This window comes from Streptococcus sp. 3705 (assembly GCF_013277145.1).
Taxonomy (GTDB): domain Bacteria; phylum Bacillota; class Bacilli; order Lactobacillales; family Streptococcaceae; genus Streptococcus.
Window position 1 is genome coordinate 125,410 of the sequence record NZ_VMMJ01000008.1, and the last position, 17,298, is coordinate 142,707.

The window sequence follows — 17,298 nt, forward strand, 5'->3', positions numbered from 1 at the left end:
CTATTGTAACACATTCCCCTTGTATTTTGGGGCTGCTTAACCATTCTCATAAGATTTCATAGCTTCTTCCACTTCTGCCAAAGTAACCCCAAACAACTCTAAGCGCTTGAGTAATTGCTTGCCGTTAGAATAGCCAATTCGGAGAACCTCTCCCAGATATTCTCTGCGCTTACGGCTGTCTGCCCCTGCTAAAAAACCAAGGCGAATCAAGTCGCTACGACTGATATCAAACTGACTCTCATGTTCAAATTGTTCTGTCACCTGAGCTAGAGCCGTTTTCAAATCTTCATAGCTGGCATGCTCAATTCCCAGGGAACGTCCCTTGGTCTTGGACTTGGGAACAGCTTCATCTCGTTTGAGGAAGGCATGCTGAACTGTTGGAATGGCCGTCATAATCATGCGGCGAATCCGCTCCCCATTAAAATCTGGGTCTGTAAAAACAATGACCCCATGACGCTGGTGCAGGCGCTGAATCCGCTCTATATCCTGGTCATTGATGGCAGAACCTCGAGTCTCATAGGTCTCTACATCGAAATAGCGTTTGAGATTGGCCGTATCATCGCGCCCTTCGACCACGATAACTTGGGAAATTTTCTCTTTCATTACTTGCTGTCCAATCCAAAAATTCGTTCTGCATTTGCAGTTGTTACCGCCGCTAGCTCTTCTGCCGTCATCCCACGCAAGCCTGCGATAAAGTCCACCACATAGCGAGTATAGGCTGTTTTATTTTCGCGACCACGCTTGGGTACAGGTGCTAAGTAAGGCGCATCCGTCTCCACCAACATCTTGTCCAAAGGTAACTCTTTAGCTACTTCTTGGATGTCAGTTGCCTTCTTAAAAGTCACCACTCCTGAGAAGGAAATGGTCATGCCAAGCTCAACAAACTTCTCTGCCCATTCAAGAGTTCCTGAGAAAGAATGCATGATCCCACCTCGAGGACCAACGCCCTCGCTCTTAATAATCTCATAGGTATCTTCCAGCGCATCACGGGTGTGGACCACAAAAGGCAAATCCAAGTCCTTAGATAACTGAATCTGACGGCGAAAAACCTGCTCCTGCACCTCTTTGGGCGCTGTCATCCAATGGTAGTCCAATCCAATCTCACCCAAGGCAACTATCTTTGGATGCTTGAGCTTGTCAAGCAAGTAGGCTTCAATCTCCTCTGTGTAAGTCCCTGCTTCTGTCGGATGCCAACCGATAGTCGCATAGAGCTGGTCATACTCATCCACCAACTCCAAAGCACGCTCAATCGTCAGTTTATCAAAACCAACAATATTCATCTGTGTCACACCCATCTCAGCAGCCAAGGCAATTTCTTCTGCCTCACGACCTGCAAATTCTTCTACATTCAAGTGTGTATGTGTATCAAAAATCATCTCTTCTAACCTCGTTTTCTATCTTCTATTATACCAAAAAAGAGGAGGGGCACCCAATTTTTCGGTTTCCCTCCTCTCTTTAATAGAGCTATTCTGCTAGCTTTTCTATCCGATATTGCCCATCTTCTATTCCACAGTTAGAGACAGAAGAGACTGGCTAGATTGATAGAACATCCCTATTCATCTAATACTCTTCGAAAATCAAATTCAAACCGTGTCAACGTCGCCTTGCCGTACTCAAGTACAGCCTACGGCTAGTTTCCTAGTTTGCTCTTTGATTTTCATTGAGTATAAAGTATGTGATTATCTTGGGTTCTCTCTTCTCTCACCCATCACTAGGATTGATGACTTCTCCAAATCCCCCTTATAATCTAACTTTAAGTAGAGAATAGAATGTTCTAGCTGTCCTATTTTCTACGTCTAGCCTTTCTTCCTAGCAAAGCAAAACCACTTGTTGCCGCCACTAGACCAAGACTAGCAAGTGCTGCACTTGATGCTGAACCTGTGTTAGGTAATTGTTTGCCAGCAGGTGACTGGTAGGTAACATCTTGCATTGTTCCTGCAGTTGCTTGCGGTGCACTTGTTGCCTGAGGAGCAGCATTAGGAGCCACTGGTCTCTTAGGAACTGTAACCATGGCAATGGCTTGCACTCCAATCGTTTCTGCTTCCTTCACATCTTCCACAGTTTCCGCATTTTCAATTTCTTTGAGAGCTGCTTGTTTTTCTGCTTCCACTCTTGCTAAAAGTTCTGCTTTTTCTTTATCAGAAAGCGGTGCGCCTTTGATTTCATCCTGCTTGTCCTTGGCAGCTTTTTCAATGGCATTTTTAGCTGATTCTTTTTCAGTAGCTAATTGCTTAGAAGCTTGTGATTGAGCTGGGTTTTGTGAACCTGTATTAGCTTGTCCGCCTGCCTGGCTACCACCGCCTGCATTCGCATTAGCATCTGAGCTTCCAGTATTGCCTCCATTATCTCCACCTGGTGTAGTTTCTGGCTTATACTCTGGTGTAGCTTCTTGAGTTACAGATTCACCTTTCGCAGATTGTTGAACTGTATCTTTCCCTAGAATCGTCACTACTGAACCATCTGGGAATGTGATTGTTGCTGTACCATCTCCAGCTACATTGATTGTCGCTCCGTCTAATGCTGAACCATTTGCTTGTAAAATAGCAACCTTAACTTTTTCTTTTTCTTCATCTGTTAAATGAGTTATATCTTTTACATCTACTCTTTGAGCAGGCGCTTTAACAGTTGATTTTTCAGCAGTCAGTTTAGTGCTATCTTGTGCTTTTGGATCTTGTGCTACCAATTGATTTCCTGGAATTGTAATAGCTGAACCATCTTTAAAGACGATTGTCGCTGTGCCATCTCCAGCTACTTCAACTTTAACATCGCTTCCGAATCCATTTGCATCTACTACAGCTTTTTTAACAGCTTCTTTTTCTGCATCTGTTAATCTTGTAGCTTCTGCTACTTTTGTAGGGTTAGCTGGGATGATTACTTTTGTCTTCTCTGCGATTGTTGGTTGCTCTTGTGTTGAAGTTTCCTCTTTTTGAACTACTAGACTGGTTCCTGGAATTGTATTGACTGAACCATCTGAGTATGTCAATGTCGCTGTTCCGTCTTTAGATACCTTAACATCTGTAGCAGTTGGATTTGCTTGTTTCACTTTCGTAGCTACTGCAGCTTGTTCCTCAGGTGTTAAGCTATGAGCATTCCCGACTTCTGTAGTTGCTGGCACCACTGCTGGATTTTGCGTGGCTTGTGTTGCAGCTTCATTGTCAGTATCTTTGGCTACTACTAGACTGGTTCCTGGAATTGTGTTTACTGAACCATCTCCATATGTTAGCGTTGCTGTTCCATCTTTAGATACCTTAACATCTGTCGCCGCTGGATTTGCTTCTTTGACCTTAGCTGCTACAGTATCTTGCTCCGCCTGTGTCAAGTTGTGAGTATTTTCAACAGGTACAAAGTTTCCTGGAACTTGCGCTGGGTTCTTCTCTGCATCTGTCTGAACTTTTGGAGTTTCTTGTTTACTTCCTTTTTCAACAAGTTTATCCCCTGTTATTGTATCTACAGATTTATCTGGATAGGTGATGACTACTGTTCCATCAGGTCTTACTTCTACTGTAGTTCCTGCTGGGAAGTTGTTCGCTTCCTCAACCGCTTTTTTAACCGCAGCTTGTTCTCCTGGTGTTAACTTAGTAGTGTTTCCTACTTGTGTTTTTCCTGGAATAACTGGCTCGGTTCTTGACGCGATTGTTCCTGTCTCTTTGTTAGCTGGCGCTACTAATTTATCTTTAGAAATCGTATCGCTTGAACCATCTTTATATGTGATAACAGCTGTTCCATCTGGTTTTACTTCTACTGTTGTTCCATCTGGGAATGTGTTAGCTCCTTCGATGTTTTGACGAACTTGTTCTCTTTCTTCATCTGAAAGTTTTGCTGGATTTTCCACTTCCACTTTGTTTTCAGGAACTTTCGGATCGAATTTAGATGCAATAGAGCCATCTGGTTGAACTTCATTTATCTTATGAATACCAGCTTCTTTCGCCGCGTTGATTTCATCTTTAGATTGAGCTTTGTTGATGTCTTCAATCGCTTTGTCTTTGGCCTTATTGATTTCTTCGATAGCTTTGGCTTTCGCTTCGTCTGATAAATCTTTATTGTTCTTGATTTCGTTAATGCGTTTTTGAGCTTCTTCTAGTATTTCAGCTTTTGCTTTCGCTTTTTCTTCATCAAGGTTTGTTACATCTGGTTTCTTAACTTCTGCATCAGCTTTTGGATCATATTTTTCAATATTTTCTTTTGCTTGATCTGCAATTTGTTTAGCTGTTCCTGCTGATGATGCTTGGTCAATAGCTTTATTAGCATCTTCTTTGGCTTTATTGATTTCTTTTTCAGCTTTTTGTTTTTGATCTTCTGTTAAGTCTTTATTGTTCTTGATTTCTTCAAGTTTTTTCTTAGCAGCTTCTTCTACTTGTTTTTTAGCAGCTTCTTTCGCCTTAGCAAGATCATTATCTTTATCAGCTGTGCCTAAAGAATCAACTACTTCAACCGGTACTTTTACAGTTACTTTGCTACCATCCGCTAGGGTTACTTCCACCTCTGCTTCTTTAATTCCCGCTTCTGTTGTAGTTGGTTTAAAAGTGATTTTCGCTGTTAGTCCATCAGCTAGTGCTAATTGTTTTAGGATGTCTTCGTCAGTTAAGCCTTTACCTTTTTCTACAGTTACTTTTCCGGATACTAAAGCAGTTTGTAAGTCTAACTCTGGTTTGAAGATACTTGTTGATTGCCCTTTAGCAGTTTGTACTACTACATCTTCTTTCGGTAGATTTCCGTTTGGAGTCTCAACATTTCCTTGATCATCAACCTTGACATCGTCCTTGTTTAAGCCTGGATTTGCTTCAACAATAGCTTTCTTAACATCTTCTTTTTCTTTGTCTGTTAAGTTATTCGAATCTTTAACTCCTACAGGTGTGACAGGTTTCTTCAAAGCTGGTGTTACTACATCTTTTGCTGGTAAATTACCTTGTGGTGTTTCAACATTACCTTGACCATCAACCTTAACATCATCCTTGTTTAAGCCTGGATTTGCAGCTACAACAGCATCCTTAACAGCGTCTTTTTCTGCTTCTGTTAAGTTTTTAGGATCTTTAACTTCTACAGGTGTAACAGGTTTCTTCAAGGCTGGTGTTACAACTTCTCCTGCTAGTAAATTACCTCTTGGCGTTTCAACATTGCCTTGATCATCAACCTTGACATCGTCCTTGTTTAAGCCTGGATTTGCAGTTACAACAGCATCCTTAACAGCGTCTTTTTCTGCATCTGTTAAGTTATGGACATCTTTAACAGGGACAAGATTTGTCGGTTTTTTCAAGGCTGGTGTCACTACATCCTCTGCTGGTAAGTTGCCTTTTGGTGTTTCAACATTGCCTTGATCATCAACCTTAATATCTTTATCTGTTAAACCTGGATTATTTTTAATAATCTCTTCTACAATCTTAGATTTCTCTGGTTCTGTCAGTTTAGATGGGTTGACAACTTCAACTGGGGTTGTTGGTTTCTTCAAGGTAGAAGTTACTACATCTTTTGCTGGTAAGTTACCTTGTGGTGTTGTGACATTTCCTTGATCGTCAACTTTGACTTTATCTTCAGTTAAACCTGGATTTGCCTCTACAACAGCTTTCTTAACGGCTTCTTTTTCTTTAACTGTTAGGCTATTTGGATTTTCTACTTCAACAAGTTTATTTGGTTTATTTAAGACTGTTGTGACAACATCTTCTTTTGGTAGATTTCCTTTTGGAGTTTTAACATTTCCTTGGTTATCTACTGTAACATCACCTTTGTTTAAACCTGGATTTGCAGCTGCGACAGCATCCTTAATGTCCTCTTTTTCTTTTTCTGTTAAAGCATTAGGATTTCCAACTACAACTGGTGTTGTTGGTTTGTTCAGGGCTGGAGTTACTACATCTTTTGCAAGTAATTTATCACCATTCTTAGTTGTTACATTACCTTTGTCATCGACTGTAATATCATCTTTGTTTAGACCAGGATTTGCGTTGGCTACAGCTTCTTTCACTTTTTCCTTTTCATCATTTGTTAAATGATTTGGATCAGCTACTACGACTGGTGTCGCTGGTTTGTTTAATGCTTGAACAACAACTTTTTCTGCTTCCAAGTAACCTTTAGGAGAAGCTACATCTCCCTTATCACTCACATAGACTTCAGATTCTTCTAGTTGAGGGTTAGTCGCCACAATCGCTTTTTTAACAGCTTCTTTCTCTTCATCTGTTAAATGATTGACATCTGTAACCTTAACCTTTTCTTTTGGTGGAGTTAACTTTCTCTTAGCTGTTTCTGTAATATCTTGTGGAGTATGAACAGCAGCAATTTCTTGTCTACCTTTTTCTGTGGCTGACGCTATAGCTTCTGGTGAAGTTGCATTATTGATGTTTTCTTCGTGTTTTGCTTTCAGTTCATCAACTTGTTTCTTCAATGCTTCTTTTTCTTTTTTAGATAATGCATTGTCTTCATCAATTTCAGCTTTTTCAGCATCTGCAGCTTTTGTTAGGTCAGCTTTCGCTTTTTCCTGATCAGTTGCTTTTCTTACAGGTACTTCGATTTCATCTTTTGATCCGTCACCATAAGTAACTTCTACTACAACTACTTTCTTACCTTCATTTGCACCTGTTCCTTCCACAATTTCTCCATCATTTTTGACTTGTTTGTCTGTCGGTTGTGGTTGGTCTTTTGGTACTTCTACAGCATCTGTAATAGCTTTTTTATCTGCTTCTGCTACTTTAGGAGCGTTAGATGGGTCAACACTTACTGGAACTCCTCCTGCTTCAGTTACTGAATCTTTTACATTTGGAGTTGCTTGCTCAGCATTAGTTTTATGAACAGCATCAATTGCTTTCTTACCTGCTTCTGTTGCTTTCGCTACTTCATCAGTTGTTCCAGCTTTATCGATGTTAGACTCTGCAGCTTTCTTAGCTTCATCGACTTTTGCTTTTTCAGCTTTCTTCTGATCTTCTGTTAAGGTCTTGTCTGATTCGATTTCTGCTTTTTCTTTGTTAGCTGCTTCTGTTAAGTCAGATTTCGCTTGCTCTTTGGCTTTGTCTAACTCTGTTTGGTGAACTTCAGCAATTGCTTTCTTACCGTCTTCTGTTGCTTTTGTTACATCTTCTGGCGTTGTCGCTTTATCGATATTTTTTTCTTGTTCTTCCTTAACTTTATCAACTTTGTCTTTTTCAGTTTTCTTTTGATCTTCTGTTAAGTTTTTGTCTGCTTCAATTTCTGCTTTTTCTTTGTTAGCTGCTGCTGTTAAGTCAGATTTCGCTTGTTCTTTAGCTTTGTCTAATGCTTTTTCTGCTTCAGTTTTCGCTTCTACAGTCTTAGATGCAGGCAGTTCATTTTGTGATTTGTCAGAGTACGTTACAGTTACTTTCCCTGTATTGTCTACTGAAATTTGATCATCAGTTAAATTTGTGTTTGCTTTCTTAACTGCTGCTTTAACGGCTGCTTTTTCATCTTCTGATAAATTAGCAATATTATTAACTTTTACTTTTTCTGGATCATTTAGTGGAGATTTTGCAGCATCAGTTCCTTCTACTGGAACTTCAACTGTTCTTGTAATACCATCGTGAGTGACTGTTACTGGAACAACTGTCTTACCACCTTTTTCTGCAATTTTTCCATATTCTACAGTATAAGTAGCATCTAACTCTTTACCGTTTGCAGTTACTTTCTCTTTTACAGTCGGTTGGTCTTTTTCAGACAATGAGTCTCCTGCTTTTGGTACAACAGAGATTTTCGCTGCTCCATCTTTCACTGCTAAAGTGAAGTCTTCTGCTTTACCTGATAAAGCTAAACGCGCTTGTTTTAATGTATTAAGAGCATCATCCACTTCTGGTTGAGTAGCATCTTGCTTGTCATACACTTTTTGAGCATTTGCTAAAGCATCATCATAAGCTTTTTTCTTAGCGGCATCTGTCTCTTTAGCATAAGCTGGTGATTTTTTAACCGCATCATCTGTGTTCAAGTCAAGTTCTGCTTTCAAAGCATCTTTAGATACAGGAACAGCAACTTTTTCACCTGTAAGAGCTTCTATAGCTTTTGCTAAATTGTCAATTAAAGTAGCTACTTCTGATGTGCCAGCTGCATTTTCTGGCTCAGCTGTTGTTTTATCAGCTACTTTTGAAGCGGCATCTTTTGCTGTGTTAAAAGCATCTTTCTTATCTTGAGTTGCTGTATTATATTTTTCAGATCCTTTAACTTCTTTAGCTTTTTCTACTAATTTTTGTAGAGAATCCATCTTAGAATCTAAACCTTGAGCAATTGACACAATATTATCTACTTCAGCTTTGTTCCCTGCAGCATCAACTTGTGTTTTCAATTCTGCTTTTTGTGCAGCATTTAAGTGTTCAAGCGCATCAATTTTTGCTTTTGCTGTATCACGATACGCTTTTACTTCCGCATCCTTCACAATATCTTCCAATTGATCTCTTGTTGTTGCTGCATCAATTTGTTTCTTATACTCATCTCTTTGAGCATCTGTTAGACCAGGAACTTGATCAATTTTCTTCTTATACTCATCTTTTAAAGCATCAGTTTTAGCTTTTTCAGCATCATGAGTTTTTTTAGATTTTTGATTTAGCGCATCTTCAATTACTTTAGCAATTGCTTCCTGTGTAGTAGCATTTTGAATTTGTTCTTTATACTGAGCTGCTGTTGGTTTTTCTAAATATCCTGCTTGCCCACCATTTTTATCGATTTCATCAATGATCGCTTTTGCTTTTTCTTTTGTTTTTTCTAATGCTTTGTCTAAAATTTTATCAACAAGACCTTTTGTATGTTCAATAGGAGTAGCAGTTCCTTCAGTTGGGTCTGTCATTACTACTGCCGATACTTGATCTACTAGTTCTTTTTTCTCTGCTGTTGTTAAGTAAGGATTGTTATTAATTTTTTCCTTCACTTCACGTTTTTTAGTTTCTAATGCTTTCTCATTTTCACTATTTTTAGCAACAGCTTCTTCTACAACAGCATTGACACTTTCTTGAGTCGTTTTATCTTTTAATTTTTCTTTAAATGCTTGTTTTTCTTTTGGAGATAAATAATTTAAATTATCAATTGCCGCTTCAGCATCCTTTTTAGCTAAATCTAGCGCACTAGTTCCTTCTTTATAATAAAGGTCTGAAGTTGGGATAGTGTATACTCCAGAGTATCCTGCATCTCTTGATAACATGACAGTAGAACTGTTTGGTTTAAACCCTATATGTGTTCCTATATTTTTGGCATTTGCTGTATTATCATCATAGGCAAACCATTTATTTCCCTTGTCATCCTGAAGTATTCCACCCTCGAAATCAAGGTCGCTTTTACCACTGTGATACTGTAAATTCTCTACTCCGATTCCATTTGCTTTTAAAAATGATTTGATAGCTGCTTTCTTTTCTTCTTCAGTTATTTGATCCATATTTTTCACAGGTACTGGAGCAATGTCATACTCATATCCATTACCCTGTCTATGCGTGTTTGTTTCTGTCACTTTATAAACAAGCGATGTACCTGGAATAACATCTCTACTATTATCAGAATAAATAATTGTTGCTGTTCCATCATCATCTATAAGAATTGATTCTGTTTTGTCTTCACTTTTAAGGTTTTCTATTAATTTATTCTTCCCTGTTCTTGCTACTGAAGTTACATTTTCTTTATTTGCACTCCAAATTCTATCTCTAACAATATTTTTTTCTTTCTCTGTTAATTTATTTGGATTTCCTACTGTAGCACGAGTTGGTGTTGATGGTTCAAAAATTTCATTTAATTTATATAGACTTGGAACTGGTGCTAATACAGTTTTGTAATGTTGCATCATTCGAGCAATCCCAACCCTAAAACCTGCTCCAAATTCTAAAGTACTACGATCATTACCGAAAGTTGGATCGGCAACTTCATATACAGCTGTTATCGTAGCTCTTTCAATTCCTCCACGTTCCCAATCGACATACATCGTTTTTGTGTTTGTACGGAAGTTCTCATAAATAGCTTGTTCATATGGATCATCTGAGATTCTATCCCCAATATGGTACCAAAACTTATTCGCAAAACTTCCGCTATATTCTCGGTAAGATTCACCTGTTGTTTCATTATAAGATTCCCACTTAGTATCATTACCGTGGAAATCAGGTGTTGTATAAGCTCTATTGATGTCATCTTCTGTTTGGAAACGTGAATTAATCGAATTTGATAACGAACCGAATTTTTTATTTTTATTCCAGCTTTCCATTACATAAACTGGACGTCCATCATTTTTCTTTAATGTAATTTCTTTAGGTTCTTTTAATCCTATCGGTGTTGTAAACCAGAAACGTGGACGGTGTCCTCCAAATCCAGTTACACTACTTCCATCAGCTCCACCGTTATAAGTATAAGTTACTTTAACAATTGGATTTTCGCGAGTGTATTGTGACCAGTCTACATCGATTCCAATTTCTTTATCTACATTTACTTTTGATCCAATTTGAATACCGTCTGCACTTTCAGGAGTTTCTCCAGAATTAGAATATAACGATACAATACCGTCTTCGCCATTTAATTGTTTAAATGCCGCATCTACAATATTCGGATTTACAGCAGCCCCAACTAAAGATGCCCCTATCAAACACGACGCTGCTCCAAAACTAAACTTTCTAATCGAAAACTTTTCTACACGCTGCCACATTTGCTTAGAGCGTTTCTGAGTTCTCTTATACTTCATTCTTTGATCTCCATTTTTTATTTTTATTTCTTCTTATTCAAAAACTAATACACTATAATACAATTTTATTATAATATATCTACTTTAGGCAATAAGAATACACGTACATTATATCATAAAGTCCCCCCCCGTCCACTTTTAGCCTAATTTTTACTTTAATTAAAAATATATAGAAATTTACCCTATTTGCTATCGTTTTGTCACTAATCCCTTATACAGATTTATAAATTTTAATTGATTCTCATTCAAAAACATAAAATAAGTCATTCTAGGTATCTGAAGCCCTATCCCCCTCCACTTACTTCATCACAAAACAAAGAAAAGACCCTACCAGAACCAAAAGCGTCTGGTAAGGCCTTTTTCTGAAACCAGTCACTATGCTTATACTCAATGAAAATCAAAGAGCAAACTAGAAAGCTAGCCGCAGGCTGCTCAAAGCACTGCTTTGAGGTCGTAGATGAAACTGACGAAGTCAGTAACATACCTACGGCAAGGCGACGCTGACGTGGTTTGAATTTGATTTTCATTGAGTATTAACTGAAAAGAATGACTAGGCATATTATTGAATGTGGTTAGCTAAATCTTCCTGAGCTTTTTTATTTGACTCAGCTTTTTCTTTCAGCCATTTTTCATAGAGTTCTTGGTACTGTTTAGCAGTTACTGGCTCTTTTTGCAATTCAACATATTTGTAGTTGTCCGCATTTCCCTTATGACCAACAAATGAGAATGGACCTGTAAACGGTACTGTCTTACGAAAGATTGGATTAGCTCCACCACTTTGAACTGGTAGGAAGAGGGCGCTATCTGTCAACCAAGCTTGGGCTTCAGCATATTTTTCATAGCGTGCCTGAGTATCTGTGACTTCAGCATCTGCCTGATCTAAGAGTTTCTTGTAGTCAGCAAGACCAATCTTGTCCTTGACTTCCTTGTCTTTTCCTTCAGACAAGCCCATGTTTTTCAACTGAGAACCTGTCTCTGTATCAAGGATAGCTAGATAAGTCTTAGGATCTGAGTAGTCTCCACCCCATCCTGAGATGTCGATGTCATAGTCTTTTTGTTCTGCTGTATCTGCAAAGTAGGTTGCCTGATCCTTCTCGTCTGGAGAAAGTTGGATAACATCGATGACCACATTCTCCTTACCAAGAGTGGCTTCTACTGTTTGCTTGAAAGAACCAGCCTGTTGCACATCTAACTTAGCAGTCTGATCAACTGGCATGTCCAAATGAATTGGGAAAGTTACTCCCTGAGCTTGCAGACTTTCTTTGGCCTTCGCAAACTTCTCTTTGGCCTTGTCAGGGTTCAAGAAGGCTTGCTTCCCATCGTTTAGGTTGATATTTGCCCAATCTTTACCGTAGTTGACAATTTTTTCATTGACAATATCACCGAAGTTCTTATCGCCAACTTGGACAAAGTTGCTTGGTGTAATCGTGTTACGTAAGATACGGTCTGCTCCATCTTCACCATTTGTCTGCGCCGCATAGGCATGACGGTCAAAGGCAAAATTGATAGCCTGACGGAAATCTTTATTTTGCATAGCTGCGCGTGAATCTGTCTTTTCCTTATCAGACTGTTTCATAGTCTGCTTGTAACTTTGACGATTCACGTTGAAAAGATAATAGAAAGTAACTGAGTTTTGTGGTGTATAGGTAATCTTGTCCTCATTGCCCTTCTTGAGTTCAGCAAAGACTGAACTTGTTGGGAAAATACGACCATCTGTATAGTTGCCTTCCAAGAATCCTCTTGCAATGCTGTCTTGGTCAGAACCGTCAAAGAAAGAGAGCTTCACTTTCTCGATTTTGACATTGTCCTTATCCCAGTAGTTAGGATTTTTATCAAATTCAATCAAAGATTTTGATGTGAAGGACTTAAACAAGTAAGGACCATTTGACAAGATACTTGATGGTGTCACACTTCCAAAGTCATCTCCCTTAGACTTCAAGAAAGCTTCATTTACAGGACTAAGGATACTTGCTGTTGTTTTAGAGTTCCAATAAGTTTCAGGTTGGATGAGGGTGTATTGGAGTGTGTAATCATCCACTGCCTTAACACCAACAGTTCCAAAATCAGATGATTTTCCTTCAACATAGTCTGCCAGCCCCTTGATAGAGTCTTGCACCAAGTACAAGTTTTCAGCCTTTTTATCAGCCGCATACTTAAGACCAGTCACAAAGTCATGAGCTGTTACATCCGCATACTCTTCTCCTTCAGAAGTGTACCATTTAGCCCCCTGACGGATCTTATAAGTGTAGGTCAAACCATCTTTTGACACAGTCCATGACTCAGCCATAGACGGGATGAGATTGCCATACTGGTCATTTTCCAACAAACCATCAATCAAGTTGGTTGTGATACTAGATGTAGAGTCTCGAGTAGAGGTAATATAATCCAAAGTATCTGGGTTATTGACAAAGATATAAGAGTAAGTCTTGTCAGCATTACTTGATTGAGATGATCCACACGCTGCTAGAGCTAGACCTGCTGTCAAAGCCATAGCTCCAAACAGCATCACTTTTGATTTCTTCATGATTATTCTCCAATTTTACAGTATGCGAAATATTATACACTATTCAAGCAAAAATATAAAGCTTTTTGTACTTTTTTACAAAAATAAAAATCAGTAGACTCGAGTTCCTACTGATTTTTGATAGAATTCGTTTGGATTATGCAGCCAAAACTTTGCGTCCTTTACGACGACGAGCTGCCAATACGCGACGACCGTTTTTAGTTGACATACGGTTACGGAATCCGTGTTTGCGCGCACGACGAAGTTTACTTGGTTGATAAGTACGTTTCACGATGAATACCTCCTCATAGATTTTGTATTCGTTTAGCCGGCTATAAAGTGATCAGTTACTAAACATACTTTACTATTCTATCTGATTCTTTCACTTTTGTCAATAGCTCAAGGCAAATGTTTCCAGCTTTTTAGCCCTTTTTCTGATGTAAGCCCTATCTACGATGCTGTTTCAAGAAACGAGTCATCTTTTCTTGGATTTGGGCTAGTTCATCGACACGAGGAAGGTAAACGATACGGAAGTGGTCTGGTTCCTGCCAGTTGAACCCACGACCATGAACCAAGAGAACCTTTTCCTGTTTCAAGAAATTAAGGACAAACTGCTCATCATCATCGATACGGTACATATTGCGGTCGATTTTCGGGAAGATATAGAGTCCCGCCTTGGGTTTAACAGCAGAGAGACCTGGAATCTCTTGAATAGCATTGTAGATGAAATTTCTTTGCTCATAAATTCGTCCACCAGGAAGGAGTAATTCATCGACTGACTGGTGCCCCCCCAGGGAAGTTTGTACGACTTGTTGGGCCAAAACGTTAGAACAAAGGCGCATATTGGACAGCATATTGAGCCCTTCGATATAGCCCTTGACATGAGTCTTAGGTCCAGACAAGACCATCCAACCCACACGGAAACCAGCAATACGGTGGGATTTTGATAGACCATTCATGCTAACACAGAAGACATCTGGTGCCAAGCTCGCCACAGGCGTATGCACATGTCCATCCATGACCATGCGGTCGTAAATTTCATCCGCAAAGATAATCAAATCATTTTGACGGGCAATCTCAATAATCTCCAACAAGAGTTCCTTAGGATAAAGGGCTCCAGTTGGGTTGTTTGGATTGATAAGGACGATTGCCTTGGTATTGGAAGTAATTTTTGACTTGATATCGTCAATATCTGGGTACCATTCTGCAGCTTCATCACAGATATAGTGAACAGCATTTCCTCCAGCTAGACTGACAGCGGCCGTCCAGAGAGGATAGTCTGGCATTGGAACTAAGACTTCATCCCCATTGTCCAAAAGCCCCTGCATAGACATGACAATCAGCTCACTGACACCATTTCCAAGGTAGATATCATCAATATCTACGTTTGGGAATTTCTTCAATTGGCAATACTGCATGATGGCCTTACGGGCTGAGAAAATCCCTTTGGAGTCAGAGTAACCTTCACTATCACGCGCATTCATAATCAAGTCATGAATGACTTCGTCTGGCGCTGTAAAACCAAATTCTGCTGGATTTCCTGTATTCAGACGTAAAATCTTTTCTCCGTTTGCTCGCATCCGCATGGCTTCTTCCAAAACAGGGCCACGGATATCATAAGCAACATGCTCTAACTTACTAGACTTGTTATATTCTTTCATCTTGTTTCCTCAATTCTTCAGGATAGTAACATTATACCACTAGAAAGAGAATGCGACAAGTTTACTGAAATATGTTACTAGGTTCATATAGAAGAAAAACCTCACTAAAAGCGAGGTCAAGACAGTGGAGATAGCAGGTGTTTTGCAAAGACACATCACATACCAAAAGATAAACCTAGAAAAAGCAAGCCTAAAAAGGAATCATAGAGAAAATTGAACATGATGAAAAGCCACCATATCATCAAGTAATCCCAACGACCACTTCGTTTTGCAACCAGGAATAATAGCAAATGGTAGAGTAAGTGAAAGACTAAAAAGCCAACAAAACCTGGATAGAGAAGCGGAATCAACCTATCTAATTGCCAAATCATGATAACTTCTACCAAGACTGAAACTAGGATGATTCCATAATAAAGGAAATTTGATTTTTGAAAAGCGTTTTTCATCATTCTCCCTCCCTTCACTTGTTTCCTGTTATCCTTTCTTTTATTTTATCATATATTTATATAGATTTTAAGCGCTAACATTCTTTCGAAAAATACTTTTTTTGCTTTACTTCTATAGTAAAAAGGTTTACAATTATAGTAAGAAAATTTCAGGAGGTTTCATTATGGCACAACGTTACCAAAATATCATGGTCGCAATCGATGGTTCTAAAGAAGCGGACTTGGCTTTTGTCAAGGGAGTTCATTCTGCTCTACGAAACGACGCTAAACTCACCATCGCACATGTCATTGACACACGCGCTCTCCAAAGCGTATCCACCTTTGATGCTGAAGTTTACGAAGAACTCCAAGTCGACGCTGAAAGTCTGATGAAAGAGTACGAAAAACGTGCTAAAGATGCTGGTGTGGCAGATGTTCATATCGTCATTGAAATGGGAAATCCAAAGACCCTACTGGCACGTACTATTCCCGATGCTGAAGAAGTGGACCTCATCCTCGTTGGCGCAACTGGTCTCAACGCCTTTGAACGCCTCTTGGTCGGCTCTTCATCTGAATACATCCTCCGCCATGCTAAGGTCGATTTGCTGGTTGTGAGAGAACAAGAAAAGACCTTATAATCACGAAGAAAAGGAGCTCAGCGCTCCTTTTTGTTTACTGTTTATTTCTCTCTTTATGGCGTTCATAAGCCTTGAGCTGACGCTGCAGTTCCTTTTTAATAGCAGGTTCTGGAGCATATTTTTCTTCCCAATCATCTGGCTTTAAGATTTTGTGGGTCACTGGATCAAAATGAGCCTTGCCATCTGGGAAAATTTTCCCCATATTGGCCTGATGGACAATATCAAAAATACGTTCTGGGTCCACCCCCATCAAGACAAAACTACCGTAGGTAAAGTAAAGCGTGTCAATCAAAGCATCCACTTGCCCCACCAAATCTTCCTGGGCTGGCGTCTTCTTGGCCACTTTATCTGCTGCCTTATCAAGAGCTTGATGAAGTTGTGATAGAGCTTGAGCAAAGTCCTCTTCAGAAGGACTGGCAGCTCGAACAAACTCCACCAATTCTTCTATTTTAAAGCCAGCCCTGTGGGTTGCACCTTCTAAATCCCAAGCTCGAGGTTCTTCTTGGGTTCGTTCGTCCATCATGTGGTGGAAGGTCTTGACCTTATTGAAATGATAGTCACGGCTGACAAAGACTTTTTCTGAGGCCAGAACACCAAAATGTTCCAAGGCCTTGTGGATTCCGTCTTGCTGATTGCTGGTGGTGATGTGTTTAGCAACTTCCTTGACACTGCTACTACCATTTCCCATAGCGACCGACATACCAACACCAGCCAGCATTTCTAGGTCGTTATCTGAGTCACCAAAGGCCATGACTTGGTTGAGGTCAAAACCATATTCTTTCCCAACTCGACGAATACCTTCCAATTTAGAATTTCCTTGATTAATGACATCCGCAGCAAAAGGATTGCTACGTGTCAATTTCAAGTCTTCAAAATCAGCCGCTGCCTTCTCAGATTCCTCTGGTGTCATCAGCATCAAAACTTGGTAGATAGGCTGATTCATCAGATGAAGCAGGTCTTCTTCCTTTTGGGGAACAACCTTGCTGACCATACGATTAAAGGAATGACTCACTGTCCGAGTTAAAACAGAGGGAACGAAGCGACTGATTCGTTGAGAAAAAGAACCCAGACCAAAGGACATGATTTTGGAACCCAACATGTCATCCTTAGTCCCTAGGGCAATCTCCTTACCCTCTTTTTTAGCATAAGTAATGAGCTGGCGCAAATGTAACTTGGAAATTGGGCTCGTGAACAAGACTCTGTCTTTATTAAAGATATACTGGCCATTGTAGGTTACCGCAAAGTCCAGGTCCAAATCGTCCATCAATTCCTTAACAAAAAAAGGTCCTCGTCCTGTCGCTACACCGACAAGCACCCCTTGTTCTTTGACGATTTTAATCGCGTCCTTAGTGGATTTCAAAACACTCTTGCGATCGTTGACCAAGGTTCCATCGATATCAAAAAAAACAGCTTTGACTTCCATCCTATCCCAATC

General features: G+C 39.6%; 9 protein-coding genes and 1 pseudogene. 1 reads left to right on the plus strand and 9 read right to left on the minus strand.

Translation table 11 applies throughout. The features are described from left to right. Nucleotides 1-36 precede the first annotated feature (36 nt). The 8 genes and pseudogenes from rnmV to HT714_RS02600 all read right to left on the minus strand — a co-directional run bounded on the left by rnmV (nt 37) and on the right by HT714_RS02600 (nt 15,249). Nucleotides 37-603, minus strand: coding sequence for a ribonuclease M5 (gene rnmV, locus HT714_RS02570; protein ID WP_173226018.1), 567 nt, complete (start codon nt 601-603; stop codon nt 37-39). Continuing rightward, nucleotides 603-1,376 (minus strand): TatD family hydrolase, encoded by a 774-nt coding sequence (locus tag HT714_RS02575; protein ID WP_173226016.1) that lies wholly within the window; start codon nt 1,374-1,376, stop codon nt 603-605. The genes rnmV and HT714_RS02575 overlap by 1 nt, the downstream gene beginning before the upstream one ends. A 407-nt stretch (nt 1,377-1,783) precedes the next feature. Then, entirely contained in the window at nt 1,784-2,953 is a 1,170-nt protein-coding gene (locus HT714_RS09915; protein WP_345789529.1) for a DUF1542 domain-containing protein, read from the minus strand. Further along, nucleotides 2,936-10,636 (minus strand): annotated as a pseudogene (locus tag HT714_RS02580) (DUF1542 domain-containing protein); the annotation flags it as partial. The pseudogene HT714_RS02580 and the gene HT714_RS09915, both read right to left, overlap by 18 nt. A gap of 559 nt (nt 10,637-11,195) precedes the next feature. Beyond that, nucleotides 11,196-13,160, minus strand: a complete 1,965-nt coding sequence (locus HT714_RS02585; RefSeq protein ID WP_173251429.1) for a peptide ABC transporter substrate-binding protein — start codon at nt 13,158-13,160, stop codon at nt 11,196-11,198. Nucleotides 13,161-13,296: 136 nt separating this feature from the next. Next, nucleotides 13,297-13,431, minus strand: a complete 135-nt coding sequence (gene rpmH / locus HT714_RS02590; RefSeq protein ID WP_000831905.1) for a 50S ribosomal protein L34 — start codon at nt 13,429-13,431, stop codon at nt 13,297-13,299. Between the two features lie 154 nt (nt 13,432-13,585). Beyond that, nucleotides 13,586-14,800 carry a pyridoxal phosphate-dependent aminotransferase gene (locus HT714_RS02595; RefSeq protein ID WP_173251431.1) on the minus strand — a complete coding sequence of 405 codons (1,215 nt, stop codon included), beginning with the start codon at nt 14,798-14,800 and terminating at the stop codon, nt 13,586-13,588. Nucleotides 14,801-14,955: 155 nt separating this feature from the next. Beyond that, a complete protein-coding gene (locus HT714_RS02600; RefSeq protein ID WP_009014348.1) occupies nt 14,956-15,249 on the minus strand; it encodes a hypothetical protein in 294 nt (97 codons plus the stop codon). Nucleotides 15,250-15,410: 161 nt separating this feature from the next. Between HT714_RS02600 and HT714_RS02605 the strand changes: the two genes are divergently transcribed. Beyond that, a complete protein-coding gene (locus HT714_RS02605) occupies nt 15,411-15,863 on the plus strand; it encodes a universal stress protein (protein ID WP_000079148.1) in 453 nt (150 codons plus the stop codon). A 34-nt stretch (nt 15,864-15,897) separates the two neighbouring features. On the opposite strand, the gene HT714_RS02610 is transcribed toward HT714_RS02605, so the two are convergent. After that, nucleotides 15,898-17,286, minus strand: coding sequence for a Cof-type HAD-IIB family hydrolase (locus HT714_RS02610; RefSeq protein WP_173251433.1), 1,389 nt, complete (start codon nt 17,284-17,286; stop codon nt 15,898-15,900). Nucleotides 17,287-17,298 lie beyond the last annotated feature (12 nt).

Bases quoted from the DNA above. Each gene is read 5' to 3' on its own strand.
- HT714_RS02595 (WP_173251431.1), bottom strand. From the start codon at position 14,800: ATGAAAGAATATAACAAGTCTAGTAAGTTAGAGCATGTTGCTTATGAT.
- HT714_RS02605 (WP_000079148.1), top strand. From the start codon at position 15,411: ATGGCACAACGTTACCAAAATATCATGGTCGCAATCGATGGTTCTAAA.
- rnmV (WP_173226018.1), bottom strand. From the start codon at position 603: ATGAAAGAGAAAATTTCCCAAGTTATCGTGGTCGAAGGGCGCGATGAT.
- HT714_RS02600 (WP_009014348.1), bottom strand. From the start codon at position 15,249: ATGATGAAAAACGCTTTTCAAAAATCAAATTTCCTTTATTATGGAATC.
- HT714_RS02610 (WP_173251433.1), bottom strand. From the start codon at position 17,286: ATGGAAGTCAAAGCTGTTTTTTTTGATATCGATGGAACCTTGGTCAAC.
- HT714_RS02575 (WP_173226016.1), bottom strand. From the start codon at position 1,376: ATGATTTTTGATACACATACACACTTGAATGTAGAAGAATTTGCAGGT.
- HT714_RS02585 (WP_173251429.1), bottom strand. From the start codon at position 13,160: ATGAAGAAATCAAAAGTGATGCTGTTTGGAGCTATGGCTTTGACAGCA.